The organism is Mycobacterium mantenii (assembly GCF_001667865.1).
GTDB classification, from domain to species: domain Bacteria; phylum Actinomycetota; class Actinomycetes; order Mycobacteriales; family Mycobacteriaceae; genus Mycobacterium; species Mycobacterium mantenii_A.
This window is the reverse complement of sequence record NZ_LZJP01000110.1, coordinates 152,146-178,902: the sequence shown is the minus strand read 5'-3', so window position 1 is coordinate 178,902 and position 26,757 is coordinate 152,146. Positions and strand designations below refer to the sequence as shown.

Annotated in this window: 28 protein-coding genes and 1 pseudogene; 12 read left to right on the top strand and 17 right to left on the bottom strand. The window is 63.6% G+C overall.

The window, feature by feature from the left end:
* Positions 1-686 precede the first annotated feature (686 nt).
* The 3 genes and pseudogenes from A5688_RS21530 to A5688_RS27045 all read right to left on the bottom strand — a co-directional run.
* Positions 687-1,985 carry a cytochrome P450 gene (locus tag A5688_RS21530; RefSeq protein WP_067912748.1) on the bottom strand — a complete coding sequence of 433 codons (1,299 nt, stop codon included), beginning with the start codon at positions 1,983-1,985 and terminating at the stop codon, positions 687-689.
* A 9-nt stretch (positions 1,986-1,994) separates the two neighbouring features.
* Positions 1,995-2,321 (bottom strand): hypothetical protein, encoded by a 327-nt coding sequence (locus tag A5688_RS21525; RefSeq protein WP_067836866.1) that lies wholly within the window; start codon positions 2,319-2,321, stop codon positions 1,995-1,997.
* Positions 2,318-2,602, bottom strand: a pseudogene (locus A5688_RS27045) (SDR family oxidoreductase); the annotation flags it as partial. The pseudogene A5688_RS27045 and the gene A5688_RS21525, both read right to left, overlap by 4 nt.
* A gap of 321 nt (positions 2,603-2,923) precedes the next feature.
* On the opposite strand from A5688_RS27045, the gene A5688_RS21515 reads away from it, so the two are divergent.
* Positions 2,924-3,478, top strand: a complete 555-nt coding sequence (locus A5688_RS21515; protein ID WP_242661539.1) for a TetR/AcrR family transcriptional regulator — start codon at positions 2,924-2,926, stop codon at positions 3,476-3,478.
* A gap of 70 nt (positions 3,479-3,548) precedes the next feature.
* Here the strand turns inward: A5688_RS21515 and A5688_RS21510 are convergent, their stop codons facing one another.
* The 4 genes from A5688_RS21510 to A5688_RS21495 are packed head-to-tail and all read right to left on the bottom strand — an operon-like array spanning position 3,549 to position 6,879.
* Complete coding sequence (locus A5688_RS21510) at positions 3,549-4,421, bottom strand: NAD(P)-dependent oxidoreductase (protein ID WP_067836874.1); 873 nt, start codon at positions 4,419-4,421, stop codon at positions 3,549-3,551.
* 45 nt (positions 4,422-4,466) lie between these two features.
* Complete coding sequence (locus tag A5688_RS21505) at positions 4,467-5,642, bottom strand: thiolase family protein (RefSeq protein ID WP_067836876.1); 1,176 nt, start codon at positions 5,640-5,642, stop codon at positions 4,467-4,469.
* Positions 5,642-6,067: a Zn-ribbon domain-containing OB-fold protein gene (locus A5688_RS28215; protein ID WP_242660346.1), complete on the bottom strand. Its 426-nt coding sequence runs from the start codon at positions 6,065-6,067 to the stop codon at positions 5,642-5,644. The genes A5688_RS21505 and A5688_RS28215 overlap by 1 nt, the downstream gene beginning before the upstream one ends.
* A gap of 23 nt (positions 6,068-6,090) precedes the next feature.
* Complete coding sequence (locus A5688_RS21495) at positions 6,091-6,879, bottom strand: SDR family NAD(P)-dependent oxidoreductase (protein ID WP_242661540.1); 789 nt, start codon at positions 6,877-6,879, stop codon at positions 6,091-6,093.
* A gap of 308 nt (positions 6,880-7,187) precedes the next feature.
* Here A5688_RS21495 and A5688_RS21490 point away from each other — a divergent pair, with 308 nt between their 5' ends.
* Positions 7,188-7,799, top strand: coding sequence for a TetR/AcrR family transcriptional regulator (locus A5688_RS21490; protein ID WP_068268265.1), 612 nt, complete (start codon positions 7,188-7,190; stop codon positions 7,797-7,799).
* Between the two features lie 100 nt (positions 7,800-7,899).
* Here A5688_RS21490 and A5688_RS21485 read toward each other — a convergent pair whose 3' ends face one another.
* From A5688_RS21485 to A5688_RS21475, 3 genes are all read right to left on the bottom strand, one after another.
* Positions 7,900-9,180, bottom strand: coding sequence for a DUF427 domain-containing protein (locus A5688_RS21485; protein ID WP_067830523.1), 1,281 nt, complete (start codon positions 9,178-9,180; stop codon positions 7,900-7,902).
* On the bottom strand, positions 9,177-9,944 hold the full coding sequence (locus A5688_RS21480) for an SDR family oxidoreductase (protein ID WP_067830519.1): 768 nt from the start codon (positions 9,942-9,944) through the stop codon (positions 9,177-9,179). The genes A5688_RS21485 and A5688_RS21480 overlap by 4 nt, the downstream gene beginning before the upstream one ends.
* Positions 9,945-10,047: 103 nt before the next feature.
* The gene (locus A5688_RS21475) at positions 10,048-10,659 is read right to left on the bottom strand and encodes a TetR/AcrR family transcriptional regulator (RefSeq protein WP_068268263.1); all 612 of its coding nucleotides are present in this window, start codon (positions 10,657-10,659) and stop codon (positions 10,048-10,050) included.
* An 83-nt stretch (positions 10,660-10,742) separates the two neighbouring features.
* On the opposite strand from A5688_RS21475, the gene A5688_RS21470 reads away from it, so the two are divergent.
* Entirely contained in the window at positions 10,743-11,663 is a 921-nt protein-coding gene (locus tag A5688_RS21470; RefSeq protein ID WP_242661378.1) for an SDR family NAD(P)-dependent oxidoreductase, read from the top strand.
* Positions 11,664-11,683: 20 nt separating this feature from the next.
* Here A5688_RS21470 and A5688_RS21465 read toward each other — a convergent pair whose 3' ends face one another.
* The 7 genes from A5688_RS21465 to A5688_RS21435 form a co-directional block, all read right to left on the bottom strand.
* Positions 11,684-12,811: an acyl-CoA dehydrogenase family protein gene (locus tag A5688_RS21465; protein WP_067910357.1), complete on the bottom strand. Its 1,128-nt coding sequence runs from the start codon at positions 12,809-12,811 to the stop codon at positions 11,684-11,686.
* A gap of 1 nt (position 12,812) precedes the next feature.
* Entirely contained in the window at positions 12,813-13,454 is a 642-nt protein-coding gene (locus tag A5688_RS21460) for a nuclear transport factor 2 family protein (RefSeq protein WP_067830545.1), read from the bottom strand.
* Positions 13,451-15,091 carry a class I adenylate-forming enzyme family protein gene (locus tag A5688_RS21455; protein ID WP_067910360.1) on the bottom strand — a complete coding sequence of 547 codons (1,641 nt, stop codon included), beginning with the start codon at positions 15,089-15,091 and terminating at the stop codon, positions 13,451-13,453. The genes A5688_RS21460 and A5688_RS21455 overlap by 4 nt, the downstream gene beginning before the upstream one ends.
* Positions 15,092-15,101: 10 nt before the next feature.
* Complete coding sequence (locus A5688_RS21450; protein ID WP_082951106.1) at positions 15,102-15,869, bottom strand: enoyl-CoA hydratase-related protein; 768 nt, start codon at positions 15,867-15,869, stop codon at positions 15,102-15,104.
* A gap of 73 nt (positions 15,870-15,942) precedes the next feature.
* Positions 15,943-16,692: an SDR family NAD(P)-dependent oxidoreductase gene (locus A5688_RS21445; RefSeq protein WP_067910364.1), complete on the bottom strand. Its 750-nt coding sequence runs from the start codon at positions 16,690-16,692 to the stop codon at positions 15,943-15,945.
* Entirely contained in the window at positions 16,682-17,305 is a 624-nt protein-coding gene (locus A5688_RS21440) for a TetR/AcrR family transcriptional regulator (RefSeq protein WP_067830559.1), read from the bottom strand. The genes A5688_RS21445 and A5688_RS21440 overlap by 11 nt, the downstream gene beginning before the upstream one ends.
* Before the next feature lie 2 nt (positions 17,306-17,307).
* Positions 17,308-18,204, bottom strand: a complete 897-nt coding sequence (locus A5688_RS21435; protein ID WP_082951107.1) for a MaoC/PaaZ C-terminal domain-containing protein — start codon at positions 18,202-18,204, stop codon at positions 17,308-17,310.
* On the opposite strand from A5688_RS21435, the gene A5688_RS21430 reads away from it, so the two are divergent.
* The 9 genes from A5688_RS21430 (at position 18,189) to A5688_RS21390 (ending at position 26,752) form a co-directional block, all read left to right on the top strand.
* Positions 18,189-19,310, top strand: coding sequence for an LLM class flavin-dependent oxidoreductase (locus A5688_RS21430; protein WP_242661381.1), 1,122 nt, complete (start codon positions 18,189-18,191; stop codon positions 19,308-19,310). The genes A5688_RS21435 and A5688_RS21430 overlap by 16 nt on opposite strands.
* Positions 19,307-20,800: a class I adenylate-forming enzyme family protein gene (locus A5688_RS21425; protein ID WP_067910367.1), complete on the top strand. Its 1,494-nt coding sequence runs from the start codon at positions 19,307-19,309 to the stop codon at positions 20,798-20,800. Before A5688_RS21430 ends, A5688_RS21425 begins: the two co-directional genes overlap by 4 nt.
* A complete protein-coding gene (locus tag A5688_RS21420; RefSeq protein ID WP_067910370.1) occupies positions 20,797-21,969 on the top strand; it encodes an acetyl-CoA acetyltransferase in 1,173 nt (390 codons plus the stop codon). Before A5688_RS21425 ends, A5688_RS21420 begins: the two co-directional genes overlap by 4 nt.
* The gene (locus tag A5688_RS21415) at positions 21,966-22,361 is read left to right on the top strand and encodes a Zn-ribbon domain-containing OB-fold protein (protein WP_067830575.1); all 396 of its coding nucleotides are present in this window, start codon (positions 21,966-21,968) and stop codon (positions 22,359-22,361) included. Before A5688_RS21420 ends, A5688_RS21415 begins: the two co-directional genes overlap by 4 nt.
* A 53-nt stretch (positions 22,362-22,414) precedes the next feature.
* Positions 22,415-22,762 carry a nuclear transport factor 2 family protein gene (locus A5688_RS21410; RefSeq protein WP_242661383.1) on the top strand — a complete coding sequence of 116 codons (348 nt, stop codon included), beginning with the start codon at positions 22,415-22,417 and terminating at the stop codon, positions 22,760-22,762.
* Positions 22,763-22,848: 86 nt separating this feature from the next.
* Positions 22,849-24,870 (top strand): alpha-ketoacid dehydrogenase subunit alpha/beta, encoded by a 2,022-nt coding sequence (locus tag A5688_RS21405; protein WP_067910373.1) that lies wholly within the window; start codon positions 22,849-22,851, stop codon positions 24,868-24,870.
* On the top strand, positions 24,867-25,100 hold the full coding sequence (locus A5688_RS21400) for a lipoyl domain-containing protein (protein ID WP_082955086.1): 234 nt from the start codon (positions 24,867-24,869) through the stop codon (positions 25,098-25,100). Before A5688_RS21405 ends, A5688_RS21400 begins: the two co-directional genes overlap by 4 nt.
* Positions 25,097-25,948 carry an enoyl-CoA hydratase/isomerase family protein gene (locus A5688_RS21395; RefSeq protein WP_067830598.1) on the top strand — a complete coding sequence of 284 codons (852 nt, stop codon included), beginning with the start codon at positions 25,097-25,099 and terminating at the stop codon, positions 25,946-25,948. Before A5688_RS21400 ends, A5688_RS21395 begins: the two co-directional genes overlap by 4 nt.
* Before the next feature lie 6 nt (positions 25,949-25,954).
* The gene (locus A5688_RS21390; protein WP_067830610.1) at positions 25,955-26,752 is read left to right on the top strand and encodes an enoyl-CoA hydratase/isomerase family protein; all 798 of its coding nucleotides are present in this window, start codon (positions 25,955-25,957) and stop codon (positions 26,750-26,752) included.
* The last annotated feature ends 5 nt before the right edge of the window (positions 26,753-26,757 follow it).

Genomic DNA, 26,757 nt, shown 5'->3' with positions numbered 1-26,757 from the left:
CACATCTTTCGGGTACTGCTCGAGCGGCGGAGGACAACGCTGTCCCGGCGGGAAATTGGCGCCGGCGTTGAGCAGATCGCAGGGCACGTAGACCTGCTTGCCCTTGGGAGTGTTGGTCAGACACTTCGTCGGCGGCTCGCCGTGGGCTTCGACGGGAATAATGGCCACCGCCACCACCACGCCGAGCACCCAAGCAAAGCGGCGATAGGTCATGAGAGCTCCTCATTCTGGCTGCGAAAGTCCATCCCAGGATTCACTGGTGGTGATCCAAGCAAACGCAATACGCGGCCGCTCATCCGATACCCGTTCTCGCGATGCGGCGTCGGGCTACAACGTGATATCGCCGTCGTATGACGATTAAAGCCGCTCACCGCAGGCAAGCCCAACCCATAGGTCTCTCGACGTAGTAGCTGCGCGTACTAGCTTAACGCTCTGAACAGCACTTTCTCAGTGGAGCTGCCGGGAATCGAACCCCCCTCGAAAATGTTTCTGACCTGCGACAATGCCGGAATCAATACGCGAAACGCCGAATGGCGCGAAATGACCCGCGGATACGCCGAGGGTGTTGATGGCATCAACGGCACGCCGGACCGTTCGGCGTCTCAGCTCCGCCGCGACGTGCCATCGAATCAGCGACTTCAGAGGCCACGGCTGGCGCAGTCTGTGCCCTCGCCCGGAAAGGACGGTCAGGCTGGCGTCAGGTGGATCGGTAGGTGGGTCGGCCCGCGTAATGAACTGTGGGTCGACCATATGGTCGAGCCGTTGGGGCTTAGGCGACTGACTTGGGTGACGAGTTGTCGCAGCACGGCTTGGGCTTCCATTCGAGCCAGTGGTGCTCCTATGCACATGTGTGCGCCGTAGCCGAAGGCGACGTGGGTTCGCGGGTTGCGGTGAGCGCGGTACTCGTCGGGTTCGTCGAAGGCTGCCGGGTCGCGATTCGCCGCCCCGAAGGAGAGCAGGACGCGTGACCCGGCGGGAATGGTGATGTCCCCGATTTGATAGTCGGCGCGGGTGTAGCGGTACAGGTTCTGTATCGGCGTCGTGATCCGGAGTTGCTCCTCGACGGCGATCGGGATGAGGTTGGGGTTGGCGCGGATCAAGTCGTACTGATCGGGGTGATGGGCGAGAGTGTCGAACATTCCACCGAGAAGGTTCGTCGTTGTTTCATTTCCGGCGATCAACAGGTGGATTGCGATGAGCCAAAGCTGACGATCGGTGAGGCTGCCATCGGTGTTGTGTTCGAGGAGCCGCCCCAGCACAGTGCCCGATCCTTTGAGTCCACCCCGTGCGAATTGCTTCACGAAGTAGCGTTGCAACGCCACCATTGCGGATATGGATCTGGCCGCCTCTGTCAGGGCTGCGCGTGTCGGGGTCAGTTCCATGACTTTCACGGCGTTTTCTGACCACCTCCGGAAGTCATTGACGTCGTCTTCGGGTACCCCGAGGATCTGAGCGATCAGGCGGATCGGCATTGGTATCGCCAAGTGCCGCACGACATCGCAGCCGGGGTTGTTCAACAGGTCGGAGACGAGTTCCACGGCTAGCTTGTCGACGATTTCCTGCCAGGCGCTCATGGCTCCCTTGCTGAATCCGGGCTGGATCTGCTTACGGAGTCGGGCGTGTTCTTCACCGTCGGTCAGCACCGCAAGCGGTGCCGACATTCTCAATCGGGTGACCCCTTGAGTACTGGTGACCTGATCGGTGTCGCGTAGTGCCGCTCGCACGTCGTCGAGTCGGCTGACAATCCAGGTTGCCCGCCTGGGGTTGTAGTGCACGCGGCCAGTTCTGTGTAGGGCGCGGTAGGCGTCGAATGGTTGGGCAGCGGTGACCGGATTCTGCGGGTCATAGTCCGTGTTCACCGCGCCGGTCCAAGCGTCGTAGCCGCGTCGGCGGGTGCGTATCGCGGCAGCCAGGTTCATCCGGACGGCATTACTGAACGGCCCGATGGCTTCGGCAGCCCCTTGGACGGTCTGACTGATCGACATTTGCTCCCCTTACCCGAGCCACCGGCTCGGGTGACTGCCTCCGTGCCGAATTCGAACCTGATTGCGGACGATGTTGCTCGTCAAATGAATGACGTAACAAGCAGATACGATGGTCAACCGCCGCCTCATTCGAGGATTCGCCATCATGACCCCGATCATCGTTTCGACGGCACCGTTGATGTAGGTGAACATGCGCGTGTGTTCGGCAAAGCCGAGGCGATTGATGGGGTCGAAGAACCGGGGAACGAGGAAGTGCGCAACACCGATCACGGTGACGATGACCGCGACGCGCTGTTCGCGGCCTCTTTCCGAACGACGAGTTGTTGTGTCGGTCATTGAAGTTGCTGGGTGTTCCGAGCGACGGTGATCATGTCTTTCATCGTGAGCGCTGCGAGAACGCCTCCGTCACAGGCGATATCGACGCCAGTCAGATAGCCGGCCTTCGTGTCCGCGCAGAATGCCAAAAGTTCTGCGACTTCCTCGGGTCTGCCGAACCGCTTCAACGCGGCATAGTTCAACATCGCTCCCGAGCCGGCTCGTTCCTCCAACCTGCCCATGGATGTGTCGATGGTGCCGGGAGATACTGAGACGATCCTTCCGCCGCGCTTACCGAACCTGGCTCGTCCAACGATCTTCGCTGCGGCGAGTCCGATGCCACCCGCACCACCGGTGATGACGCACAGTTCGCGCATTCGCCACCTTTCGCTCAATGAGACGTCCCGCTTCCAGCCGAGCCCACCGCCCGCTGTAGCGGGTCTACTGCGTGGCTGGCCGCGCCTGTCACTATTACGAGATATTTTTTCTCGTAATAGTGACAGATTGCGTCACCGATGTACACAGGACGCCTCGCCCAGACGTAGACAACTCATGGCGCCCGAGATTTGCTTTAGGGTCGTGACGTGAGCCAACCCCGCCGAGGACGGCCGCGTAGCGCGGCCGTGCATGAGGCGATCCTCGACGCGACCCGCACCCTGCTGATCGAAGCCGGGTACGGCGGAGTGTCAATGGACAAGGTCGCCGCTAATGCCGGAGTTGGAACGCAAACGGTGTACAGACGGTGGCCGTCGAAAGCCCCCTTGGTGGCCGAAGCAGTAATGAGCGCCTACGCGCAAGCCGACTTCGCGCTTCCCGATACGGGAGACACGGCCGAAGATTTGAGGACCTGGATGCACGAATCTGCGGCGCTCAGTGCCGCACCCGAGAACATCGCGCTCGTCCGCGCCCTTGCCGCTGCCGCCGCTGAAAACCTTCAAGACCGCGACACCTTGTACCAACAACTCACTGGCCGCTTCCACGGCGCGGTGATGCACCGATTGCAAACCGGCATCTCGTTGGGTCAGATTCGCGCCGACGCCGACATCGAAGCCGCCGCTGACGCACTGATTGGGGCCACGCTATATCGCATGCTCAGCGCCACATCGACCGTAGACGAGGCGATCGGACGTTACGACGGGCTGATAGACACATTGATGAGTGGCCTCTCGACGCGCTGATCCGAAGGCGTTGAGTAAGGCGCCTGCTCGTTATTCTCATCTGCGACAACGTATTCAGAGGGTCACCGGTTCAGGGAGAGTCCGCGCCAGTCGAGTGTGGAACGCCGAGTCCGTCCGCCAGATTCTGTAAGGCGATTTCGGCCAGGGGTAGATCGACGTCCAGTTCGCTGCCCAGACGTAGCGCCAGGCTGAGATCCTTCTCTCCCAGCGCGCAGGTGTGGGTGAACGGCTGGTAGAGGAAATGATCCGGGTCGAGTGGGCGGCTCATGTCGTCGCGAAACATCATGGCGCCGGCGCCGCCACTTTGTGCGTCGGTATGGCGCACAATACGCCCCAGCGCTTGAACATCGAGGCCCGCACGTTCGGCCAGTTGCATCGCCTCACAAGCGGCCGCAAAGGAAGTGAAGGTCAGCATGTTGCGCGCCAGCTTCATTCGTGTGCCGGCGCCCGGCTCGCCGGCATGGACGACCATCGACGCCCACTGTTTGAACGCCGGCTTGACCCGTTCGTAGGTCTCCCGGTCTGCACCCACCATGACAGCGAGTTCACCCGTCTTGACTGCCTCAACACCACCGCTGACCGGGGCATCGATGAGCTGAATACCCTTGGCGTGGAGCTCTTTTGCCAGTTCGGACGCGGTGTGGTGGTTGATCGTGGAATGTATTGCGATGACGGTACCCGGTTGGGCGTGAGCGGTGAGGTCAGCCACCACGTCCCGGACTTGCTCGTCGTTGAGCACCATGACACTGATGATGTCGGCGACCGCCACGTCGCTCGTGGTCCCGGCCACCTCGGCCCCGGCTTTGGCGAACGGCGTTGTGGCGTCGGTTCTTACGTCGAAAACAATGAGGCCGCCGGGCCACTCGACGAGCCGCTTGGCCATCGGCGCACCCAGATTCCCCAGACCGATGAACCCCAACTTGGGTGTCTGATCGTCAGCCATGGACGTTCCTCCTCGGACTCGGATGACTTCTGGCGATGCGCATTGTCACACCTGCCGCAGCAACATCGCCGTGGTGCCGCTGTTGGCTGCTCCCACGCCTACCGCAGCCAGCTTGGCACCGTGGACCTGTCGCTCTCCAGCCTGGCGACGAATCTGCAGACACGCTTCGTGCAGATGTCCGAAGCCGTGCAGGCGCCCTCCCGATAGCTGCCCTCCGGCGGTGTTGACGGGCAACTCTCCGCCGAGCGAAATGCGGTGAGGGTCCGAAACCCATTCGCCGGATTCTCCGACCGGGCAGAAACCGAAGTCTTCGAGCCAACAGAGCACGAAGACACTGAAGCCGTCATAGAGCGAGGCGACGTCGACATCGGCGGCGGTGAAGTCGGTCCGCTCCCAGATCGTGGACCATCGTGAGCTGATGCGGGTGATGTCTTGACCGCCCTCCCAAGTGAAGCGGTCGTGGTGAGCACAGTCGACCGCCTCGACGGTCACCGCCGGGTGGTCCAGCCCCGCAGCGTGCTCGGCGCGGGAGACGACGAACGCGGTGGCGCCGTCGCAGGCGATGTCGCAGTCAAATATGCACAGCGGGTCGGAGACCATGCGCGCACTGAGGTAGGTCTCGAGGTCGAGCGGATCGCGGTAGATCGCCGATGGGTTGCCAGCGGCGTGGCTCCGTTGCGCGATGGCGATCGACGCGAGCTGCTCGCGAGTAAGTCCGTAACGCAGCATCCGCGCGCGAACCTGAAGACCCGCCAAGTTAGCCGCCGTGGCACCAAAAGGAATCTGCCAGGCCAGCATTCCGCCTGGACGGCCACCCCCGGAGCCGTATCCTTTGCGTCGGCCGGCGCCTTGCGCTGTGCCCTCCCAGATGCTGCGCCAGCAGAGCACATGGTTGGCCAACCCGGCTGCCACAGCGAGCATGGCGTCGACTACCGCGCCGAGCTGACCCGGGGACTCCACTCCTCCGGCGACCCAATTCGGCCTGATGCCCAGCGCGTCGTGGACGTCGCGCAGCGACGCCCCAGAAAACCCGAGGCCGGGTTGGGACGCCCCGGGATAGGTTGTGAGGCCGTCGATGTCGGCCGGCGCCAGACCGGCGTCGGCAACCGCGGCCAGACATGCTTCGACGGTGAGCTCCAGCCCATCACGCCCCAGTCGGCGACCGATTGCCGACTGACCGATGCCGCTGATGATGGTCCGTTCTGTCAACGCCTCAGTCATCAGCGCTCCGGTTCGAATAACGGAATGAATACCTCGTCGTCACCATCTACACATCGATCGAAGATGACACGCACAGGCATGTTCTGGGTGACGTCGTCAGGCTCGACGTTCACCAGGTTGGTCAGTAGGCGCACCCGTCCGTCCTCGACCGGATTCACGAACGCGATGAGGTATGGCGGTAAAAACCCGGGGAACCATTGATGACGATTCACCGTCCAGGACTCGACGAACCCCCGGCCGCTGAGTGCGACGTATTCGGTCGCCGCATGGTCATAAGGGCACAGCAGCGCGGGCGGCTGACACAGCCGCCCACAGGAGGTGCAGCGTTGCATGCGCAGCACTCCGTCCGCGCCCGAGGTCCAAAAGGGCCGATTCAGCGCGGTGAGCGCCGGGGCGGGCCGGTGAGCTTCTGGCATTTGCGTCATGCGTCGTCAGGTGAATTAGCCTGTTAACCAAAGACTCCCGGCGATTGCGAGTAGTCCACCGTCGATAGCTCGGTCATGCCGCCATCGACTTGCAGTATCGTGCCCGTCACGAATGCCGCATCGTCGCCCGCCAAAAAGGCCACGGCCGGCGCAATCTCAACTGGATCAGCGCCGCGTTTCATCGGCGAGGCGGCCGCGGTCCGCGTGTAGTTGTCCCATTCGGTGCCGATCATCTTTTGCTGGGCCTCGGTCAAAGCGAACGGGCACACCGCATTGACTCGGATGCGGTGGCGAGCCCACTCATTGGCGGCGACCTTGGTCAGCGCGGCCACCGCGCCTTTGGCCGCCGAGTAGGGGGCGGTGTAGGCGATGCCGGCCAGAGCAGACCCTGACACAAAGTTGATCACTGACGCCCGTCCGGACTCACGGAGGAACGGAAAGCAGAGCTGCATGAACCGGAAGGTCGCCTTGGGCCCGGTGGCCTCTGAGAGCTCCCAATCCTTTTCGGTGACAAGCTCCAGCGCTTTGGGCATGGCGAAGAACTGGGCCGCGTTAACCAGGACATCGATCCGGCCGTCCCCGGTATCAGCCACCTGATGCACGGCGGCTTCAATCGCTTCCCTGTGGGCCACATTGGCCTTGATGAAGGAGGCCCGCCCGTGGTCGGCACGAATCCGCTCTACGCGCTCCTGACCCTTCTCTTCGTTCAAATCGACGATAGTGACATGGGCGCCCAGACCGGCCAACTCCTCGGCAATCGCTCCTCCCAGCCCTTGAGCTCCGCCCGTGACCAGCGCGTATCTGTCCTCCAAGCGAGACAACACCACTCCTTGCTGCCATGTAACAATGGAACATTAGACGTTCTATTATTCAATAATTGCAGATCCACGCCGCCCTGCCTAGTCCGGTCCCAAGCGGCTGCCGTAGTTGGTGCGATGAAAGAAACCTGTAGCTGAAGGGGCACCAATGGAAGTCAAGGTGGACCGCGACCTGTGCGAGTCCAATGCGGTCTGCCTGCTCTGCGTGTCGTAGCGCGGTTGGCGCGCTTCAGCAGCCCGACACCGCGTGTCACGTAGCATAATGAGCTGGGAATATAGGCGCACAGCAGCGGAGGAACGACATGTCGACTGACCGAGCAACTGCCGAAACAGAGGTCGCCGACGAGTTCGATCGACGCGAACAGATTCTCGACGCCGCCAATGAGTGTTTTACACAACTGGGCATCCAGCGCACCAGCGTGCAGGACGTAGCGCGGATGGCCAAGGTCTCCCGGGGCACCATCTATCGGTACTTCGTCGATCGCGACGTGCTCATCGAGGCGGCGATCGAGCATGGAGCTCAACGCTTTTACCGTGAGGTCGCCGCGGCGATGGAAAAGAAGACCACGCTCGCGGAAAAACTCGGCGCTATGGCCGAAACGAACGCAAAGATCCTCCTCGAACACCGCACCCGCAATCGACTGATGGCCGACGACGCCGAGCTCATGCGACACATGGTCTCCGATGGCGACAGTGCGGTCCGGCGCACGACGAAGTTTCTCGAACCCTACGTGCGCGACGCGCAAAAACGCGGTGAGGTCGGAGCAGGAATTAACGTCACAGCGGCCAGCGAGTGGCTCGCGCGCATCATCTACTCCTTCTCGACGGTCAATCAGGGACTGAGCTTCGATATGACGAAGCCAAAAACCGTCCGCGACTATGTAGAGAAATTCGCCATCAACGGCCTGCGCTGAGGCGAGGTTTTATCCGGAGCTCACCTGCCCATGCACTAAACCAGCTGTGGCGCACCGCCGCTTATCCGGACGTCTACGGGCGATGCTCCCCTTGTGCCGATCACATAGCCGTTCGGCTGTCGTGCCCCATGGCGGCGGGGTCGGCCGTGAATTCGCGGACCATCGCCTGGATCGTGTACGACGCGGCTAGCCGACCGTCTTGGCTGAACACCCGACCGTCGCCTTGCACCAGCCCGCGCCCCGACCAGAAAGCGTGGTTGGTGTACAGCAACCAGTCGGCAATATCGACCTCGTCGTGAAACGCAATGGTGGCCTTGATGATCCCCGTCGAGAGATTGACGTGCGCGCGAGCTTCGCCTAGTCCACGGTGGGGAAGCATACCGGCCGCGATGGTCCAATGCGTCGTCGACTGAGCGAGCAGCGCGGCCTGTAGATAGCGTTCACGCGGCGCCTCACGAAATCGGACCCACACATTGATCACCGGCGGTCCGACCCGGTCGGGGTCCGGATCGTAGGCCCCGTCAACCACGCGGATTTCACGACCGGTCATCCCAAAGCCCGGAAAAGCCAACGCTTCATCGGGTTCCGGCACGTTCGGCATCCGCTCAACGTCTCGCATCACCTCGCTCGCACCAGAGTCCGCGAGAATAATCCCCGCGCTGCGTAGCACGTCGCGCTGATTCACGCGGACTTCCGCCGACGAGAACGTTCTGCCACGGCGGAGAACATCGACGGCCAGTTCCACCGGTGCATCGAACGACGCCGCCTTGGTGAAGATCATCGACGCCGACGTAACTCTCTGCTCTGGAAGCGCTTTCGATGCGGCGACGATGGCCTCCGCGAGGAGTTGTCCACCCTCGACAACGTTGCGGTGGGTGGGTCCATGAGCCGGCCCAACGTAACGGTCGTTACTTATGGGCTGAACATCGATCAGCCTCTGCAGCTCTTTTGCGTCTCCCCAAAGTGGGAACGTGACAGGAACCTTCGAGCCCTCGGGCCAGTGTTCGACGACGACGACACGCAATCCATCGTCATAGAAGGAGACGTGCCCCGCGATCGCGGCAACTTCAGGCAACGGGGTGCGGTATGTCCACACCACGTTTTCGATTGCGGGGTCAGCACTAGTCAACGTCCAGTAACTTGCTCGGCCCTTGAAGGGGCACACGGTGGTGTGGTCCGACGGCGCGAAGAGCTCCCACCGCACATCAGATTCGGGGAAGTACAGCCGGTCGTCGTGGTCGGTCTCGGTGACCACGAGGCAGCGGTCACTTTCGGCGACGAGTACATCGCCGAACCACACCTGACCGGTATGAGGGCACGGGATTGCCTCGATTCGGTATTCGGGGTGATCGGGCCACGCTGATTGGACTTGCGCTGTCATGCCGTCACCGCCCTACGCATCGACGACGGCGGACGGACGACGAGCTGCTCGAGGCCGACGGCGGGAGAATTCAGTGCGCTCGCGAAAACGCCTGCCAGTACGTCGGCAACGTCTTCGGGCGTCATCAGCTCTTCCTGAAGCAGGCCGCGCGCGATCCAATCCTGGACGACGACCCCCAGCAGGTCGGGGTCAAAGGCCGCGGTGAACTCCGTGGGCACGGTGCCCCCCACCGTAATGCAGCAGAACCGAAAACTCGGGTGCTCGGTGCGCCAGGCGTTGAGGCTCTCCGACAGCGCGGCCTTACTCGATGAATAGGCGCCGAGGGCGGTCCTTGGCTGACCCACGGTTTCGGAGGACAAGGCGCTGACGATCGCGGCGGGCGCCAGCACCGGCACACAAGACTTGATCACTTGATGAACGCTGATGACGTTGGTACGCATTACGTCCAGCCAGTCGTCGGCGGAGGTATCGGCGAACATCCGCAACGGGGCGTAACCCACCGATATGAACAGCAAGTCGATGCCCCCCAGGGCGTCTCGCGCGACATCGGCGAGGCGCGCGCAATCCTCCATGCTGCGCACATCTGCGATCACGGCGCTGCCGCAGCCGGCCTCGGTGGCAACCTCTTCCAACCGATCCCGTCGGCGTGCGGCGATGAGCAACTCCGCGCCCTCCTTACCCGCACGCACCGCGAAAGCCCGCCCAATCCCGGCCGATGCGCCCACGACCACGACGCGCTTGCCGGCCAAAGTCCGCTCACTCATGGCGCCCTCTTCTCACGTTCGCGGCTCGGCCCGCATTCGCCTTCGTGGAACACTAGTACATTGGTTGTTCAGTTACGCCCAGCTGTCCTGCGCAGGACGGAGATCAGCGGAGACCGTTGATCGCAAAGGTTTCGACGTAGCGCCGCACCGTCGCCGGCTTGGACATGTCGAACGTCTGCGCCTCGTTGACGGTGGAGAACGAGTAGATGATGCGCGCCAGCCATTCGCTGGCGGCCGTCACATCGACACCGGCGCCGATCTCGCCCCGTTCCCGGGCGTCGCGAACGTATGGCATCAGAAATGCCGTCGTGCGGCGCACGGCGGTGTCTCCATCGGAGATCATGTGTCGCATCAGCTCTGCGTCATCGGCCATCAATCGGTTACGAGTGCGATGGTCAATCAGTATCTTCGCGTGGGTTTCGGCCATTGCGCCAACCTGTTCGGCCAGCGTCGCCTTCGCGGCCATCGCCACCGCGACTTCGCGATAGAACCGCTGTGCCCCGAACTCGATGGCGGCCTCGATGAGCACATTGCGGTCCTCAAAGTAGCGGTACACCGTGCCGCGCGACACATTGGCTGTCCGCGCGACATCCTGCACGCTGGTGCGCGCGATCCCAAGCTGGGTGAAGCATTCGTTCGCCGCCCCCAGAATTTGGTCCCGGCGATCGAACTCCTCGGCCGAGTCCAGCTCGGCAGTGGCCCGTTCCGTCGACATTTCGCTCCTCTGCCGTGATAGCCGCCCCACCCGAAACAGCCATCTTACGCGACAAATATGCCCTTTATGTTCAATCTATGCCCATGACCGCCCTTGCGACGGGCAGATTAGTGATCATTTCTACATTTTCCGTTCTTTTGTTTAGTATGGGCCTTTGGGACGTCAGGGTTCGATCGCACGGAAGGGGCGGGGGCGTGGACCTCGGTGTGGCGGGGCGCAACTTCGTTCTCGTCGGCGGGACCACCGGGATGGGTTTCGCCACCGCCCAGCAACTCGCCGAAAACGGAGCCAACGTCGCGCTTTTGGCTCGCGATGGTAACCGCGCCCGCGATCGCGCCGAGCAACTGAGCGCCGACCATGGCATCCGTGCGGTCGGAATCGCCGTCGACGCGGCCGCCCTCGGCGACGGCGTGGACCGGGCTATCGATCACGCGTCCGCGTGCCTGGGCCCGCTGCGAGGTCTCGCCGTGACGGCTGGCCCGATGAACCAGCAGGGACCGTTCCTCGAACACGGCGACGACTCGTGGGACTGGTACTACCAGCTGATCCTGATGGCTACCGTCCGCTCTTGCCGCGCCGCCATCCCCCACCTGCAGCGCAACGGCGGCGGGACGATAGTGACCACCGCCGCGTACTCGGTACGGGCGCCGAAGATTCTGATACCGCCCTACAACGCGCTGAAAGCGGCGGTGCTGACCTTGTCGAAGATCCTGGCCAAAACGCACGGTCCCGACGGCATCAGGGTGAACACTGTATGTCCAGGGCTGTTCGACACCGAGGTGAACGACTCCATTCGCGCGCAGCGCGCGGCGGAATACGACGTGCCACTCGAGGACGCGATTTACACGCACTTAGCGAGCAATCCGGACTGGAACATGCGGGTCGCCCTTCGCCGCGGAGGCCGCCCCGCCGAGGCGGGCGAGCTGATCGCCTTCCTGCTCGGCGAGCGCGCAGCCTTCATGACTGGCGCGGCCATCAACATCGATGGAGGCACGGACTTCTGAGGCGCTCGCGCGTGCCGGTCTCAGATTCCGATCTCGTCGGCGAGCAGTCCCCGGTGGAATGTGGGATCTCCCAGCAGGTGGCCGGAGGATTTTGCTCGCTTGTAATACAGGTGCGCGGGGTGCTCCCAGGTGAAGCCGATCCCCCCGTGAATCTGGATGTTGGCTGCGGCTGCGCGTGCATACGCATCCGAGCTGCATGCCTTGGCCAACGATGCCACCGCCGGCAACTCGTCGGACAGTTGCGCTGCTGCGCGCACCGCGTAATGTGCTACGCCGCTGGCACATTCGACGTCCAGCAAGACGTCGGCGCACTTGTGGCGGATGGCTTGAAATGATCCGATCGGCTTGCCGAATTGTCTGCGCATCTTGGCGTAGTCGACAGCCAGTTCGAGGCAGCGCTGTGCGCCGCCGACCTGTTCGGCGGCCAGCGCGGCACAACCGAGCGCCAGGGTCCGCGCTAATACCGGCCACGCCGCACCATCGCGACCGACCAGCGACGCCGGCGTTGCGTTGAACTCGATGCGCGCCTGCTTGCGTGTCTGGTCCAAGGTCGACAACGGCCGGCGAATAAGGCTGTCAACGCGGTCAACGGCGAAGAGCGACATGCCCGCATCGGTGTGGGCCGCCACGAAGAGAACATCGGCGCTACAACCGTCGAGAACAAACGCTTTGGTTCCGTCCAGCACCCACCCGTCGCTTGTGCTGCGGGCCCGCGCCCGGATGGCGTCGACTTCCCAGCGGCCCGACTCTTCGGTGACCGCCAACGTCGCGACGGCGTCACCGGATGCGATGTTTGGCAGGTACCGCTTCTTGGCGGCGTCATCGCCGGAATGCATGATCAGGTTGGCGGCCAGCAAGACCGACGCGAAGTAGGGCGACGGAAGCAGAGCCCGGCCCAGTTCCTCGCAGACGATTCCGAGTTCGACGAAGCTGAAGCCCTGGCCGCCGAATTCTTCCGGGATGGCCAGCCCAACCAGGCCCATCTGGTCAGACATCTGAGCCCATACACTCGGGTCGTAGCCCAACGGCAATTCCATCTGCCGACGCACCTCGGTCTCGTTGGCCTTACTCTCCAGGAAAGAGCGCACGGTGCGGCGCAGTTCGTTCTGCTCATCGGTGAACGCGAAACTCATAGCATTGCCAGGCATTTCAGGTCTCCGTTGCGCCACGGCCGGAGGGGTCGACGCGAGGGACGGCAACACCTCGGCGCAGGGTGCGCAACCACTCGCCGACGACGGCCGGGGCTGGGACGGGCGCGTCGAAGCGTCCGGGATCGGCGGTCCAGAACGCCTCCCACGATGGGAAGGCGTCGTGGAATGCGCCGTCGTGATGCGGGGTACCCGGCCAGCGCATCTTGCGTGGCCCGACCGGCGGGTCGGTGATGTCGCTCTGGTACCAGAACAGCGGTGTGCGGCGGGCGAAATACCAATGGCCGCCCCGCCGTTCATAGCTGTCCAGATAGGCCAGCAGCTCGATGACCCAGTTCGACTCCGTCTCTAGGTCGTTGCGTGAATAGACGAGTCCGCTGGCGTTGTCGGCGTCGTGCACGTCGATGACGTGGCCGAGAACGCCGTGTGCGCTGCCCAGCAACGAGCGCCGGATCTGGGCGTCGTACCACTCCCGCATCGCCGCGCGACCGCGACCCTTGCCCGGCACACCGACGTCGTCCACGAAAAGGTTTGTCAAGGAATCGAAGTCGCGCATGTCCAACGCCACCGCGTACTTGGCGGCCAATTGCCGGATCTCGTCAATAGCCTCCAACCGGGCGATGCGCGCCTCCAGATCCGTCACGCCAACTCCCCGGACTCCAGTAGCTGCCCCAACCGGTTCTTGTCGATCTTGTTGGTGGTGGTGTACGGCAGCCGATCGGCGTCGGGCAGGATCACCCATCTCTTCGGAACCTTGTAGGCGGCCAGTTCGCTTCGGCATGCGGCGACGAGCTCGTCTTGCGACGTGTGCCGTCCTTCGTTGCGCACGACCACCGCACAGACCACCGCGCCCCTGTCCGCGTCGGGAACGCCGACGACATAAGCGATCCGGACACCGTCGACGCTGGTGATCACCGCTTCGACCTCAACGGGTGCGACGTTGGCTCCCGAAGTCTTGATCATGTCGTCGGTCCGGCCGGTGAAGTAGACGAACCCGTCATCGTCCAAGTACCCCGCGTCCTTGGTGTGATACCAACCGTCGGCGTCGAACAGATCGGCGCGCTGCCGCCCGATGATGCCTCGCATCATGGCCACACCTCGGACGCATATCTCGCCCACCGTGCCGTTGGGCACGTCCGCGCCGGAATCGTCGACAATCCGGTGCTCGTAGCCGGGCGCGGATACGCCGAGCGAACCGCGCTTGGTCTCGGGCACCGGCTCATGCGGCGGCCACCACGTGTGCGAACTGCACGTTTCGGTCATCCCAAGCTGCGTCACCCGCAACGAAGGATCGACGGCGCGCAGTTCCGGCGCCAGCAGGACCTGGTGGTACCCCTCCCGCAGGCTCGACAGATCGGTGCACGCGAAGTCTGGGTGATTCGCCAGCGCCGGACCGACGTGCGGGAAACCCGTTGCGTAGGTGGCCCGCTCCGCTTCGAGGAGGCGCAACACATCACCGGCCTCGAATCGATGCTCGGTCAGAATCGTCACCCCGGTCTGCATCGGCCCCAGCAGTCCGAAGACCAGTCCGCCCACCCAGAAGAACGCCATCGGGATATATACGCGGTCATGGGGCTTCCACTCGTGCTGGGTGGCGATGAAGCGGGAGTGTGCGATCACCGTGGCGTGCGTGTGGATGACGCCCTTGGGATCTGACGTGCTCCCGGATGTGTAGATGACCACCAGGTCGTCGGACGGGCGCACGGTAGATTCACACGCCCGCAGGAATGGATCGGATACCGGCTGCGGCCATGCCGTCGGCCATCGCCGACCGGTGTCGCCGAGCGCAAGTACGTTGCGCAAGTGCGGTAGTCGCTCTACAGCCAGCTGCTCGGCCGACATGAAAAAACTACCCACGGCCTCGGTCACCCGCGCTAGCATGTCTTTGCCGAGCAGTGAGTCGACCGACAGCAGCGTGTGGATGTCGGCATCACGAAGCAGCCACCTCAACTCCTGCGGCTGGAAGAAAGTGTTAATGGGCACCGCGACGGCACCGATCCGGGTGGCGGCCAGGAACGCGACGACGAAATCGGGGCCGTTCGGTGCGATCACTCCGACGCGCACACCCTTGGTTACTCCCGCGGCTACAAGTCGCCGGGCCATCTCGGCCGACCTGGAATCAGCTTCCGCGTATGTGATCCGCTCGACGGTGCCGTCACCGACCGAGGAAACGATGAAGTCGCTGTCGCCGTAGTCAGCAACCAGACCGGCCAGCATCGCCGGCAGCACCGGTGCGTACGGCAACGGGTCATAGGTGAATGTCCGTGCGGACTGACTCATGGCGCGACAGTCATTCCACTACCCAGCGTGGTTCGCGCTTTTCGGCGAACGCGAGCATCCCTTCCCGGTAGTCAGGATGGGTCAGCTGGTGTTGCAGCACGTAGCGGTAGGCGACGTCATTGGCCGCGCGCAGTCCGACGTCGAGGCTGGCCCACATCGCCTTGATGGACGCCTGGACAGTCGCCGGCGAGAGTTTCGTTATTTCCAAAGCGATTTCCCTGGCGCGCTGCTGCAGTCGGTCCGCGGGTACCACCTCATTTATCAAGCCGATCTCGTAGCCTCGTTGTGCGCTGATACGCCCTTGCTTGGTCATCAGCCCCAACTGCATCACCATCGACAGCGGCATTCGGCGCAGTAGCACCGCGGGCTCGAGCGCGAAGACGTTGCCGACCGTCAAGTGCGTGTCGATCAGTTCGGCATGTTCGGCTGCGATGATCAGGTCGGAGTCGGCGACCTGATGCAGAGCGCCTCCGACTGCCATCCCGTTGAGGGCGCAGATGACCGGCTTCCACACGTTGTGGTGAAGCCGAGAACCGGGAACCTTGTTGCGGATGCCGCCCTCTGCAGTCGCCCGAATGTCCTGGCCCGCGGAAAACGCACGCCCCCCCGCTCCGGTGATGATGGCCACTCGAATGTTGGGATCATCGCGGACGCACGCCCACGCATTGCCAAGCTCGGTGCGGGTCAGATCGTCGGTAGCGTTGAGCCGCTCCGGTCGGTTGATGGTGATCGTGGCGATATGCTCGCTGACCTCGAACAGGATTCTCTTCAGTTCCACGACATCCCCTGGCATCGATCTGTAGCAGCTAAACACTATAGCAGAATTTGTCTTATCGTCTCGCCTGAGACTTTCATGGCATCCACTGGCCTCCTGACACCGAAATCAGCTGGCCTGTCAGGTGTTTGGCGGCCGACGAGCACAGGAATGCGACCACACCGGCAACGTCCGCTGGTTCGCCCAACTTCCCGGTCACGGTGGTCCGGCGCATCTGCGCCAGCTCGTCCTCGGTCTTGCGCCCCACGAGCCAGGGCGTCGCCGTGGTACCGACCACAACCGTGTTGACGCGCACGCCGTGCACACCCAACTGGGCGGCCATCAGCCGGCTCAGTCCCTCCACGCCCGCCTTTGCGGCCGCATAGGCCGGCGGACCGGTGCGCACACCGTGGGCCGAAACCGAGCTGATGTTGACGATCACCCCGCTGCCTGCGGCCACCATCTGCCGGGCCGCAACCTGCGCCATGATGAACGTGCCCTTGAGGTTGACTTCCACGATGCGATCCCAGTCCTCGTCGCTCTGCTCGAGAAACGTTCCGGGCAGCGTCATCCCGGCGTTGTTCACCAGTGCACGAATGGGTCCGTACTGGTCGGCGAGGTTGCCCAGCGCATCCTCCACGGCGCCACGATCCGTAATCGAGAGGCTCACGGGGATAAGATCGCCTGAGCGTGCCGCGTCGCAACCCTGGGCTCGCGCAATGGCTTTCGCGTTAATGTCAACCGCGGCCACGCGATGACCGTTGGAAATCAACTCGGCGACGATGGCCTCACCGATGCCGCGTGCTCCCCCGGTGACGACCGCCAGCGGACGAGATTCAACCGACACGCTGACCCCCTCTCGTCGCTGCCGTACGCTCGATCGCGACGATGGAAGGCCGGACCAATTCAATGGCTTCGGCCATCAGCTCTGTCAGGTTTCCCTGACCACCGCCGGCGACCCACACATCGATGGCCGCGCGGTTGGCGCTATTGGTCAGCGAGGCAGCGAGGCGAGGCCTCAGGTCCGTCTCCCCATTGCTGTTCAGCCACCGCGCCACTTCGGCGGTGAGCTGATCGATCCAGTCTTCGTTGATCCGCAGCATCGTTGCGCGCAGCGATGGCACGTTGTGGTACATGTTGGCGCGGACCACGAAGATCTCGGGCTGTTCGATGATCGCCTCCGCCACCGCGGACGAGGCTTCGGCAAGAGCGTCCCACAAGGATTTCGACCGTGCGGCACGAAACCGGCGGGTGGCCTCTTGGAGCCGATCGGCGTAGCCGTCGAACAGTATGTCGTCCTTGGTGGCGAAGTGGTGAAAGAACGTGCGCGGCGCTACACCGGCCGCGGCCGAGATCTGCTCGACTGTGGTCGTTTCGTAGCCCTGGGTGGCGAAGAGCTCGATCGCCGCGTGAATGAGCGCGTGTCGGTTGCGCAATCCGCGGGCCCGGCGTTGGTCCATGGTCATCCCCCTGCCAACGTGGCAGTTCCTGAACTCAACGCGACGATGTCACCTTGCAGTGTCCGGAAACGCACAGAATTTCCGGTTCGCCACATCTCAGTGCGCAGCGAAGCATCGAGTTCGACCGGCTTGGCAAACCGGCAACTCAAGGATGTCAATGACTGTGGATCGCCGTGGCCGATTTCGTTGATCACCGCCCGCGCGGCGAATCCCAGGGTGCACAGGCCGTGCAGGAACACATTGTCGAAGCCGAATTTGCGGGCCGCAGCCGGGTCGATGTGGAGCTGGTTGCGGTCACCAGACAGTCGATAGATCGCGGCCTGTTCCGGCCGGATCGTGTCGTCGAAGACTTCGTCCGGGGGCCCGTCCGGATCTGGCTCGGCCGACGGTCCCCGCTCACCACCGAATCCCCCGGCCCCGAGCACCATGGTCTGCGACCGGGCCACAAAGACGGTTCCGTCTGCGTCGATCCCCCGGCTGGTCAACTCGACGGCGGCGTGTTTGCCCTTGTCCCATACCGACGACACCTGAGCCTGCACTGACAGTTCACCGCTGGCGCCGATCGGTCGATGCAACTCCAGCGACTGGGCGGAGTGGACGATCGGAAACGTGCCGAGGTCGAGAACACTGCGCAGATCCTTGACTGCCCACCAGTTGGCGATGAGCGCAAACGTCGGAAGCACCGCAGGACCGCACGCCTCGTTGAGCAAGGCCAGTTCCGCAGGCGGGCGCGCTCCAACTCCCAGTGCATAAAGGATCACGTCGGTCTGATCCCACTGAAAGGTCTTAGGCTTCAGCGCTATTCCGACCGCCGCGTCGGACAGAACCACGGCACCTCCTGGTACTGAACGGATTGACGATATATGTTCAATCGTGCAATATAGTGGCAGTAACTGCAACTATTTCAGTTAGGTCAGAAGGAAGGACCGATATGAAGTTCGGCGTGTTCATCCTCGGCGACAAGCCCAACCACCTCAGCGAGCAAGAGGTGCTGGCCAACGTGCTGGAGGAAGCGCGCTGGGCAGAGGAGCTCGGCTACGACGAGGTCTGGCTGGCCGAGCACCACTTCTCTCCATACGGGATGCTCCCCGACCTTCCGCAGGTGGCTACGGCGATCGCTGCGCAGACCGAACGCATCCGCATCGGAACCGCGTGCATGGTCGCGCCCTTCCACAATCCGATCCAACTGGCAGAACGCATCGCGATGGTCGACGTTTTGTCCGGCGGACGCTTCGACGCCGGCTTCGGCCGCGGCTATCAGGCGCACGAGTTCAAAGGTTTCGGCCTTTCGATGGACGAGGCCACCAGCCGCTACCAGGAGTGCGTGGAGATCGTCAGCCGGCTGCTTACCGAGGAAAATGTCAGCTATCACGGCAAGTACTTCCAGCTCGAGGACGTGACCGTCTATCCGCGACCGGCGCAGCAGACGATTCCGGTGTGGGGCACGGTGATGAAGACGCCGTCAAGCTTCGAGTGGCTGGCGGAGAAGGGTTTTGGTGCGATCATCGGCAACCCCTACCAGGTCGACCCGGACTTGCAGGGGGCGCTGGATATCTACCTGAAGGTGCAGTCCGAGAAGGGACTCGAAGCAGCCACCGGTAACGTGTGGGCGCTGCTCAACGCGTTCTGCCACGAGGATGACGCATTCGCGCGCAGCTATCCGCGCGAGAGTGTCGAGCTGTCCATCCAGACGCACCGCAAGTATTCGAGCCCCTTTGAGCGGGGCGGCGAGATACCGGCCGACTACAAGGCCTACTCGGACTGGTTCGACAAGCATGACAAGCAGAGCTACGAGCAGGTGCTGAATTCACACCTGACGCTGATGGGCAATCCGGACCGCATCGTGGAGAAGATGCGTACCGTCATCGACATGGGTTGGCGCAACATCATATTGCGCATGTCGCGAGGCGGGGCGATGGATCGCGCAAAGGTCTATGAGTCGATGAAGTTGTTCGCCCAAGAGGTGATCCCGGCGGCCACCGAGCTCGCGGCAGCGGCGGCTTGAACAACCAGCTGGCCGACCGCATCCGCGCGGTTCTGGCGCTCGACCCCGGGGCACCCGCGATCGAGTACCAGGGTTCTTGGACGAATTGGCAGGCGCTGGCAGACATCGCTTCGGGAGTGGAAAGTCAGCTGGCAGCAGTAGGTTTGGACGAGGGGTCTGCTGTCGGCTTGGTGCTGCGTAACCATCCCGCGATGGTCGGGGCGATGCTCGGCGTGTTGTTGGCCAACGGTTGCATCGTCACGATCAACCCGTCACACGGCGACGCCGGACTCGCATCGGACATCCGTGGGCTGAGGTTGCCCGCGGTGGTCGCAGTGCCGATCGACTGGCAGCGCACCGGAGTCATCGACGCCGCCGCCGGGGCGATGGGGCTGCAGGTGAGGATTGAGCCCGCCGACTGCACATGCGTTGCCGGCCTCGAAAATCCGGGATCGGGACCATTCCGTAACGAAACCGCCGGAATCGCCGTCGAGATGCTGACCAGTGGCACTACCGGTCCACCGAAGCGAATCCCACTCTCCTACAGCACGTTCGAGCACACCGTCGCCGCGGCGAGCGCACATTACAGTTCGGGGCACAGGCCGGAACTCAGACTGCGTTCCGGCGTCGCGATCGTCGGCTCGCCGCTGGTGCACATGTCGGGCCTCTTCCGCACGCTGCTCAACGTCTGCGAGGGCCGAAAGATCGCACTGCTGGAGCGATTCCGGGTGCCCGATTTCGTGGAGCTGGTGGTCCGACATCGGCCACGCGCCGTGAGCCTGGTGCCGTCGGCGCTGTCGATGGTGCTCGACGCCGGGGTGGCGCCCGATGTGTTCTCCAGCGTCGAGGTGGTGACCTCGGGCACCGCGCATCTGCCCGTCGACGTGCAGGAAGCGTTCGAGGAGTGCTACGGCGTTGCGGTCTTGCCATCCTACGGCGCAACGGAATTCGCGGGCGGCGTCGCGGGCTGGAACCTTGCCTTACATCGCGAGTGGGCCGCAGCCAAACGCGGCAGCGTAGGACGGCCACAGCAAGGCCGGGAAATCCGCGTCATGTCGATAAAAGGCGACGGCGAGATGCCGGCCGGCGAACAGGGTCGCATCGAGGTCCGTACCTCCGGTGGCGCCTGGGTGCGGACCACCGACCTCGGCCGTGTCGACGCCGACGGCTTCGTGTTCATCGATGGGCGCATCGACGACGTCATCATCCGCGGTGGCTTCAAGGTCACCCCCGCCGAAATCGTCGAGGTCCTGCGCAGCCATCCGGCGGTGCGCGACGCCGGCGTGGCCGGCCTGCCCGACGCACGGCTCGGCCACGTGCCGGTGGCAGCAGTCGAGTTGGTCCACGGTGGTCACGTCACATCGGAGGACCTTCTGACCTATGTGCGCGAACGAGTCAGTCGCTACCAGGTTCCGGCCCGCCTGGTCATCGTCGACGAGTTGCCACGGACGCCCTCGCTCAAGGTCAGCCAGCCCGGCGTGCGCGGATTATTCGAAGAGGTGCGGAGTTGACAACCGACATCCGAGGTGTGGCGGCCGTCGTCGGTGTGGCCGACGAGGTTTCGCCAACCGGTGTGATCGACGTTCCGCTGCGGGAATTGGAAGCGCGCGTCATCACAGCGGCATTGGCCGACGCGGGCTTGTCGCTACGGGACGTCGATGGCCTGTGCACCTGTACCGGCGGAGCGCTCATGCATTCGGTGGAACTGGCCGAATACCTGGGAATCACACCACGATTCACCGATGCTACCCAAACCGGCGGCGCCAGCTACGGGCTTTACGTCGAGCATGCCGCCGCGGCGATCGCCGCCGGTGAGGCCGAGACGGTAGTGATCGTCTATGCATCCACACCGCGCGCCGCACGAAAGCGCGGCGAAAAAGGTCTGGGTGTCTTCGCCACCCCCGAGCGGCTCGAGTGGGAAAACCCGTTTGGCGTGATGCTCCCGATCAGTGCCTACGCACTCGCGGCCAACCGCCACATGGCGACTTATGGAACCACGGCCGCCCAGCTTGCTCAGATCGCCGTCGACACCAGGCGGTGGGCGGCTATGAACCCACGCGCTCACCTACGCGAGACGATCACCGTGGATGACGTCCTGGACTCCGGCTTCATTGCCGAACCGCTACACAAGCTCGAGTGCTGTCTGGTCACGGACGGCGCCGCGGCACTCGTGGTCACGAGCGCCGAGCGCGCCCGCGACCTGGCCAAACCGCCGGCCTTCGTCCTGGGTGCGGCGTCGGCGGCCTCGCACGCCATGATCTCCCAGATGCCGGATCTCACCGTTACTCCCGGAGCGATATCCGGACCAGCCGCGTTCAAGGCTGCACGGCTCGCCCCGGGGGACATCGATGTCGTGGAACTCTACGACTCGTTCACCATCACTGTGCTGCTCGCGCTGGAGGATCTGGGCTTTTGCCCCAAGGGCGAAGGCGGGCCCTTCGTCGGCGACGGTGCCCTGGGCCCCGGAGGGGCGCTGCCCGGCCAGACCACGGGCGGCGGCTTGGCCTACACCCATCCCGGCGCGTTCGGGGCGTTCCTGCTTGTCGAGGCCGCTCGTCAGCTTCGTGGCGAGTGCGCCGAACGCCAGGTGCCGGATGCCCAGACCGTCGTGGCACATGGCACCGGCGGGGTGCTATCGGCGACATCCACGGTGATCCTGGGGACGGAGGCCACACTATGACGGAGACTCTGCCGGTACCCGAACCCAGTGTCGTGTCGAGCCCCTTCTGGGAAGCAACTCGCCGACGTGAGTTGATGATTCAGCGATGCGAATCGTGTAGCAATCTCGTCTGGTACCCACGGTTTGTCTGCCCGCATTGTGGCGCTTCGGCGCTGCAGTGGGAAAGGCTCAGCGGGTACGGCACCGTGTACGCGGTCAGTGTGCACCACCGGGCGGCACTTCCCGCGCTTGCCGACAAGGTTCCCTACTCGGTGGTACTGGTGGATCTGGTCGAAGGAGTTCGCCTGATGTCCAACGTCTTCGGGCCGCCTCCCGCGGTTGGCGACCAAGTTGTCGTGACCTGGCGGCCACTCGACGACGGCCGCAACCTCCCGGTCTTCGACCTCAGGTGAGCGGCGCTCTGCAGCTGTCTCGCGAGGAGCAGCTGTCTCGCGAGGAGTTGGTAATGAGACACATTGCCGCCGAAAATGCGCGCGACTTGGACGGAGCGATGGCCACGTTCAGCTATCCGCGCTACGAAATCATCCCTACCGGAATGATTTTCGATGGCGACGAGGCGGTACGCGCGATGCTACAGCAGCAGTGGGCGGCACTGCCGTTGCTGCAGTATTCTGCCGAGGCCGTTTACCACGGCAACGATGGGTTGATCGTCGAGACAAGGACCACTGCGCCGGGCACTCCGGTCGACATGCTCAGCATCAATCTGTTTGGCTTCCGCGGCCCCGACCTCATCTTGGAACGGTGTTACTTCGACCGAATGCTGCTCGCAGAGCAGCTGCGGGCCATGCCGTGACACGTCAGACCATCCGATAGAACGATTGAACATATTTCGTCATATTGTAGACTCGTCGGTTAGGCGGAGGTCACGAAGGAGTAGTGATGGCTACACAAGTAGACGCCGAGATCGAGACGGTGGGCGGCGACCTCAGCCTCGCCCTGTACCGCCTGATGAGCAAGGTGCACCACAGCGATGAGCGGGTACGCAAGGGGTTGTCGTCCGGCGAGATCGCTATGAGCTACTGGCCGGTGGACGGCCAGGAGGCGATGTCGGCCGGAGCCACGCTGGCACTGTCGAACTCCGACCAACTGGTCACCACCTACCGCGGGCTCGGCGATGTCGTGGCCAAGGGCGTTGACCTGCCGAAGTATTTCGCGGAAATTCTGGGCCGGAGCACGGGTTTGTCCAAAGGCAAGGCCGGAGCGATGGGCATTTTCGACCCGGAGCACGGCATTGCGTGGACCACCGGCATTGTCGGGGCGGGACCGCTGATCGCCAACGGCATCGCGTTGGCCGCATCACTGAAGGCCACCGGGCAGGTGGTATTGGTGAGCTTTGGCGACGGCGCAACGAGTATCGGCTACCTGCACGAGGCGCTGAACCTGGCGGCGCTGTGGTCACTTCCCGTGATTTTCTTTTGCCAGAACAACGCGTGGGCGGAATCCACGCCGGTGGCTGGTTACACCCGCTCGGCTCGGCTCTCCGATCGCGCCGCTGGCTACTCGATGCCGGGAACCACAGTCGACGGAGACGATCCTGTCGCGGTTTATGCCGCGGTGACCGAGGCCGCTGAGCGTGCCCGATCTGGCCAGGGCCCAACCTTCGTCGAGGCGGTCGGCTACCGCCTGCAAGGCCACTACTTCGGCGACCAGATGTCCTACGCCGACCCGGATGAGCTCGCGGCACGCCGGGCCGACCCTCCCTTGGCGCGATATCGACGGCGCATTATCGACGACGGTTCCGCCGGGGAGGATGAGCTCGATCGGATCGATGCAGACCTGATCGCCGAGATTGATGCGGCGTTCTCGGCCGCGCGCGACGCGGATCCTCCCCCGGGCGGCGAACTCACCATCGACGTGTTCGCGCGCGGCACCGAAATAGCCGTGCCGCCAGCCGGGCGGCCGGCCGCGGTGCCGGACGGTGAGACCGAAAACCTGGGTCTGGTGCAGGCCATCAACCGCACCCTCGACCGGGCGATGGCGGCAGATGAGTCGATCATCTTGCTTGGCGAAGACATCGCGGATGCCGCGGGCGGCGGCATGTTCAAGATCACCGCCGGGCTGTCCACCAAATACGGCACCGACCGGGTGCGCGACACCCCGATCGCCGAGTCCTCGATCATCGGCGCGGCCCTCGGTGCGGCACTAGGCGGGCTGCGACCGGTGGCGGAGCTCATGTTCATGGACTTCCTGGGCGTGGCCATGGATCAGATCGCCAACCACGCCGCGAAGATCCGGTACATGTCAGGTGGCCGGCAGGGCGCACCACTCGTCATCCGCGCCATGGTGGGCACAGCCGCAGGACCGCAACACTCGCAAGCGTTCGAAGCCTGGGCGATGCACACGCCCGGAATCAAGGTCGTCTGGCCGAGTACCGCCGCCGACGCCGTGGGCCTGCTCAATGCTTGCCTGGCAGAGGATGATCCGTGCCTGTTCATCGAGTCGATGAAGCTCTATTACGGAGGCGGTAAGGGGCCCGTGCCCACCGCCGACTATGTAATTCCACTCGGGCAGGCCGACATCAAACGGGCTGGTACCGATGTGACGATCTGTACGTACGGCACCATGGTCCATGCCGCGCTCGATGCGGCCAACCAGCTTGACACCGAGGGCGTTTCGGTCGAGGTCGTGGATCTGCGGACGCTGGTACCGCTGGATCTGACGACGGTGCTCGGATCGGCCCGCAAGACCCGGCGCCTGGTGGTGGCCCACGAGTCGGTCGGATTCTGCGGACCGGGGGCCGAAATCGCCGCCGCCGTCGGCACCGAGCTGTTCGGCGTGCTGGTGAGCCCCATTCAACGCGTGGCCGGCACGTATACCCCGGTGCCGCGTGCGGCCACCCTGGAAGCAGCCTGCCGTCCGGACGCTGCACAACTCGTCCAAGCCGTCAGGAGAATCGTGTGATCGAGGTGCGGATGCCCAAACCTGGGGACGCAATCACCGAAGCGGAGGTGACCGACCTCTACGTGGAGGAGGGCGCCCACGTTTCCGAGGGCGACCCGCTTTATCAGATCGCCACGGACAAGGTTGAAATGGACATAGAGGCGCCGGCTAGCGGAGTAGTGGCCTGGAAGGTCAGTGTTGGCGAAACCTACAGTGTTGGTGAACTTCTCGCAGTAATCGGGAAACAGTGACCGCGCTCCCAGAATCGGTCGACGTCGACCTCGGCACCCCAGAGCTCATCGGACGTATCCAGGGCGACACGCTGACCGTCACGATTAGCCGCCCCGAGAAGAAGAATGCCGTCACCGCAGACGGCTACCACGGCATCAAGCGGGCAGCGATGATCGTCGCCGACGAGCCGGGTTTGAGCTTCCTGGTGCTCACCGGAACCGGCGAGGCATTCTGCGCAGGTGGGGACATGAACGCGGTGGGAAACCCGGACCGGACGTGGGACGCATTCACCGAATCATACGACGGGACGCCGTTCGAAACACTCGGCAAGATACCGAAACTCGTTGTCTGCGCGGTAAACGGGATTGCCCTCGGCGGTGGTTTGGTGATGACGCTGTTCGCGGATCTGGTCGTCGCATCCGATCGAGCCCGTTTCCGGGTTCCGGACCTCACCCGCGGCGTGTACGAGGCGTTCGTCGCCGCCCGGCTGCCGCAGCGGCTGGGGACACTGAGAGCCAATCACCTTGTCTATGGCAATGATTGGATCGATGCGCAAGAGGCCGAGCGGTTGGGTCTGGTTGGCAAGGTGGTGCCGCACGACTCCTTGCGACCGGAAGTCGACGCCTTGCTCGAACGAGTCAGAAAGACCGGCCCGGCTGCGCGGGCGGCGGTCAAGCGTGAGATGGCGCGTGCGTTGCCATCCGTGGATGTCACGGGCTACTGGTCGTCCATCGGTACCACCGAACAGATCGAGGCCTTCACGGCATTCCTGCAGAAAAGGGCTCCCGAATGGCCGGTGAACAATGACCGCGAGGCCTTCGTGCAGACGCGTCGACCGGCCTGGCTACCACAACGAGATGGCGACTGATCACCGATGACCGAGCTACCTGCTGGCACACCAGAGCTGACCGGGTGCGACGAAATCCTCGTGGCCGCAGACGGTCCCGTCCGGATCGTGACGTTGAACAACCCCGACAACGCGAATGCGGTCAACAATAAGATGCACACCGCGTTTACCCGGCTGTGGGCCACCCTGGCCGAAGACCCCGACGCCCGGGCGGTGCTGATCACCGGCACCGGCGATTACTTCTCCGCTGGCGGAAACTTGGTGGAATGGCTGGAAACCCATGTCAACAACCCGGTCACACGCCGCGCCGGAATGCGAGACGCCCGACGCATCGTGCGCGACATGATCGACTTTCCACTGCCGGTAGTCGCGGCTGTCAACGGGCCCGCGGTCGGCTTCGGGTGCAGCATCGCGGTGTTATGCGACATCGTGTTGATGTCAGACCGGGCGTTCTTCGCTGACACTCACGTAGCGAGCGGACTGGTTGCCGGTGACGGCGGATCGGTTCTGTGGCCTTTGCTGATGAGCCTGCTGAAAGCCAAGGAGTACCTGATGCTCGGTGAACGCATTAAAGCGGACAAGGCGGTCGAGCTGGGCTTAGCCAACCGCGTGGTACCGCACGAACAGATCAAACGGGAGGGCCTGGCGGTGGCCCACCGCCTGGCCGCGCTGCCGCCGCGCGCGGTGCAGGACACGAAAAGAACGTTGAATCTGCATGCCCAACGCGCGATCACGGGCATCCTCGAGTATGGGATATCGGCTGAGACAGAGTGTTTCACCACACCCGAGCACCGGGCTGCTATCGACAAGTTTCTGAACCGGTAGGGGTG

Bases quoted from the DNA above. Each gene is read 5' to 3' on its own strand.
- A5688_RS21530 (WP_067912748.1), bottom strand. From the start codon at position 1,985: ATGTCGATCAGTCAGACCGTCCAAGGGGCTGCCGAAGCCATCGGGCCG.
- A5688_RS21525 (WP_067836866.1), bottom strand. From the start codon at position 2,321: ATGACCGACACAACAACTCGTCGTTCGGAAAGAGGCCGCGAACAGCGC.
- A5688_RS21510 (WP_067836874.1), bottom strand. From the start codon at position 4,421: ATGGCTGACGATCAGACACCCAAGTTGGGGTTCATCGGTCTGGGGAAT.
- A5688_RS21505 (WP_067836876.1), bottom strand. From the start codon at position 5,642: ATGACTGAGGCGTTGACAGAACGGACCATCATCAGCGGCATCGGTCAG.
- A5688_RS28215 (WP_242660346.1), bottom strand. From the start codon at position 6,067: ATGACGCAAATGCCAGAAGCTCACCGGCCCGCCCCGGCGCTCACCGCG.
- A5688_RS21490 (WP_068268265.1), top strand. From the start codon at position 7,188: ATGTCGACTGACCGAGCAACTGCCGAAACAGAGGTCGCCGACGAGTTC.
- A5688_RS21485 (WP_067830523.1), bottom strand. From the start codon at position 9,180: ATGACAGCGCAAGTCCAATCAGCGTGGCCCGATCACCCCGAATACCGA.
- A5688_RS21480 (WP_067830519.1), bottom strand. From the start codon at position 9,944: ATGAGTGAGCGGACTTTGGCCGGCAAGCGCGTCGTGGTCGTGGGCGCA.
- A5688_RS21475 (WP_068268263.1), bottom strand. From the start codon at position 10,659: ATGTCGACGGAACGGGCCACTGCCGAGCTGGACTCGGCCGAGGAGTTC.
- A5688_RS21470 (WP_242661378.1), top strand. From the start codon at position 10,743: ATGACCGCCCTTGCGACGGGCAGATTAGTGATCATTTCTACATTTTCC.
- A5688_RS21465 (WP_067910357.1), bottom strand. From the start codon at position 12,811: ATGCCTGGCAATGCTATGAGTTTCGCGTTCACCGATGAGCAGAACGAA.
- A5688_RS21455 (WP_067910360.1), bottom strand. From the start codon at position 15,091: ATGAGTCAGTCCGCACGGACATTCACCTATGACCCGTTGCCGTACGCA.
- A5688_RS21440 (WP_067830559.1), bottom strand. From the start codon at position 17,305: ATGGACCAACGCCGGGCCCGCGGATTGCGCAACCGACACGCGCTCATT.
- A5688_RS21415 (WP_067830575.1), top strand. From the start codon at position 21,966: ATGACGGAGACTCTGCCGGTACCCGAACCCAGTGTCGTGTCGAGCCCC.
- A5688_RS21410 (WP_242661383.1), top strand. From the start codon at position 22,415: ATGAGACACATTGCCGCCGAAAATGCGCGCGACTTGGACGGAGCGATG.
- A5688_RS21405 (WP_067910373.1), top strand. From the start codon at position 22,849: ATGGCTACACAAGTAGACGCCGAGATCGAGACGGTGGGCGGCGACCTC.
- A5688_RS21390 (WP_067830610.1), top strand. From the start codon at position 25,955: ATGACCGAGCTACCTGCTGGCACACCAGAGCTGACCGGGTGCGACGAA.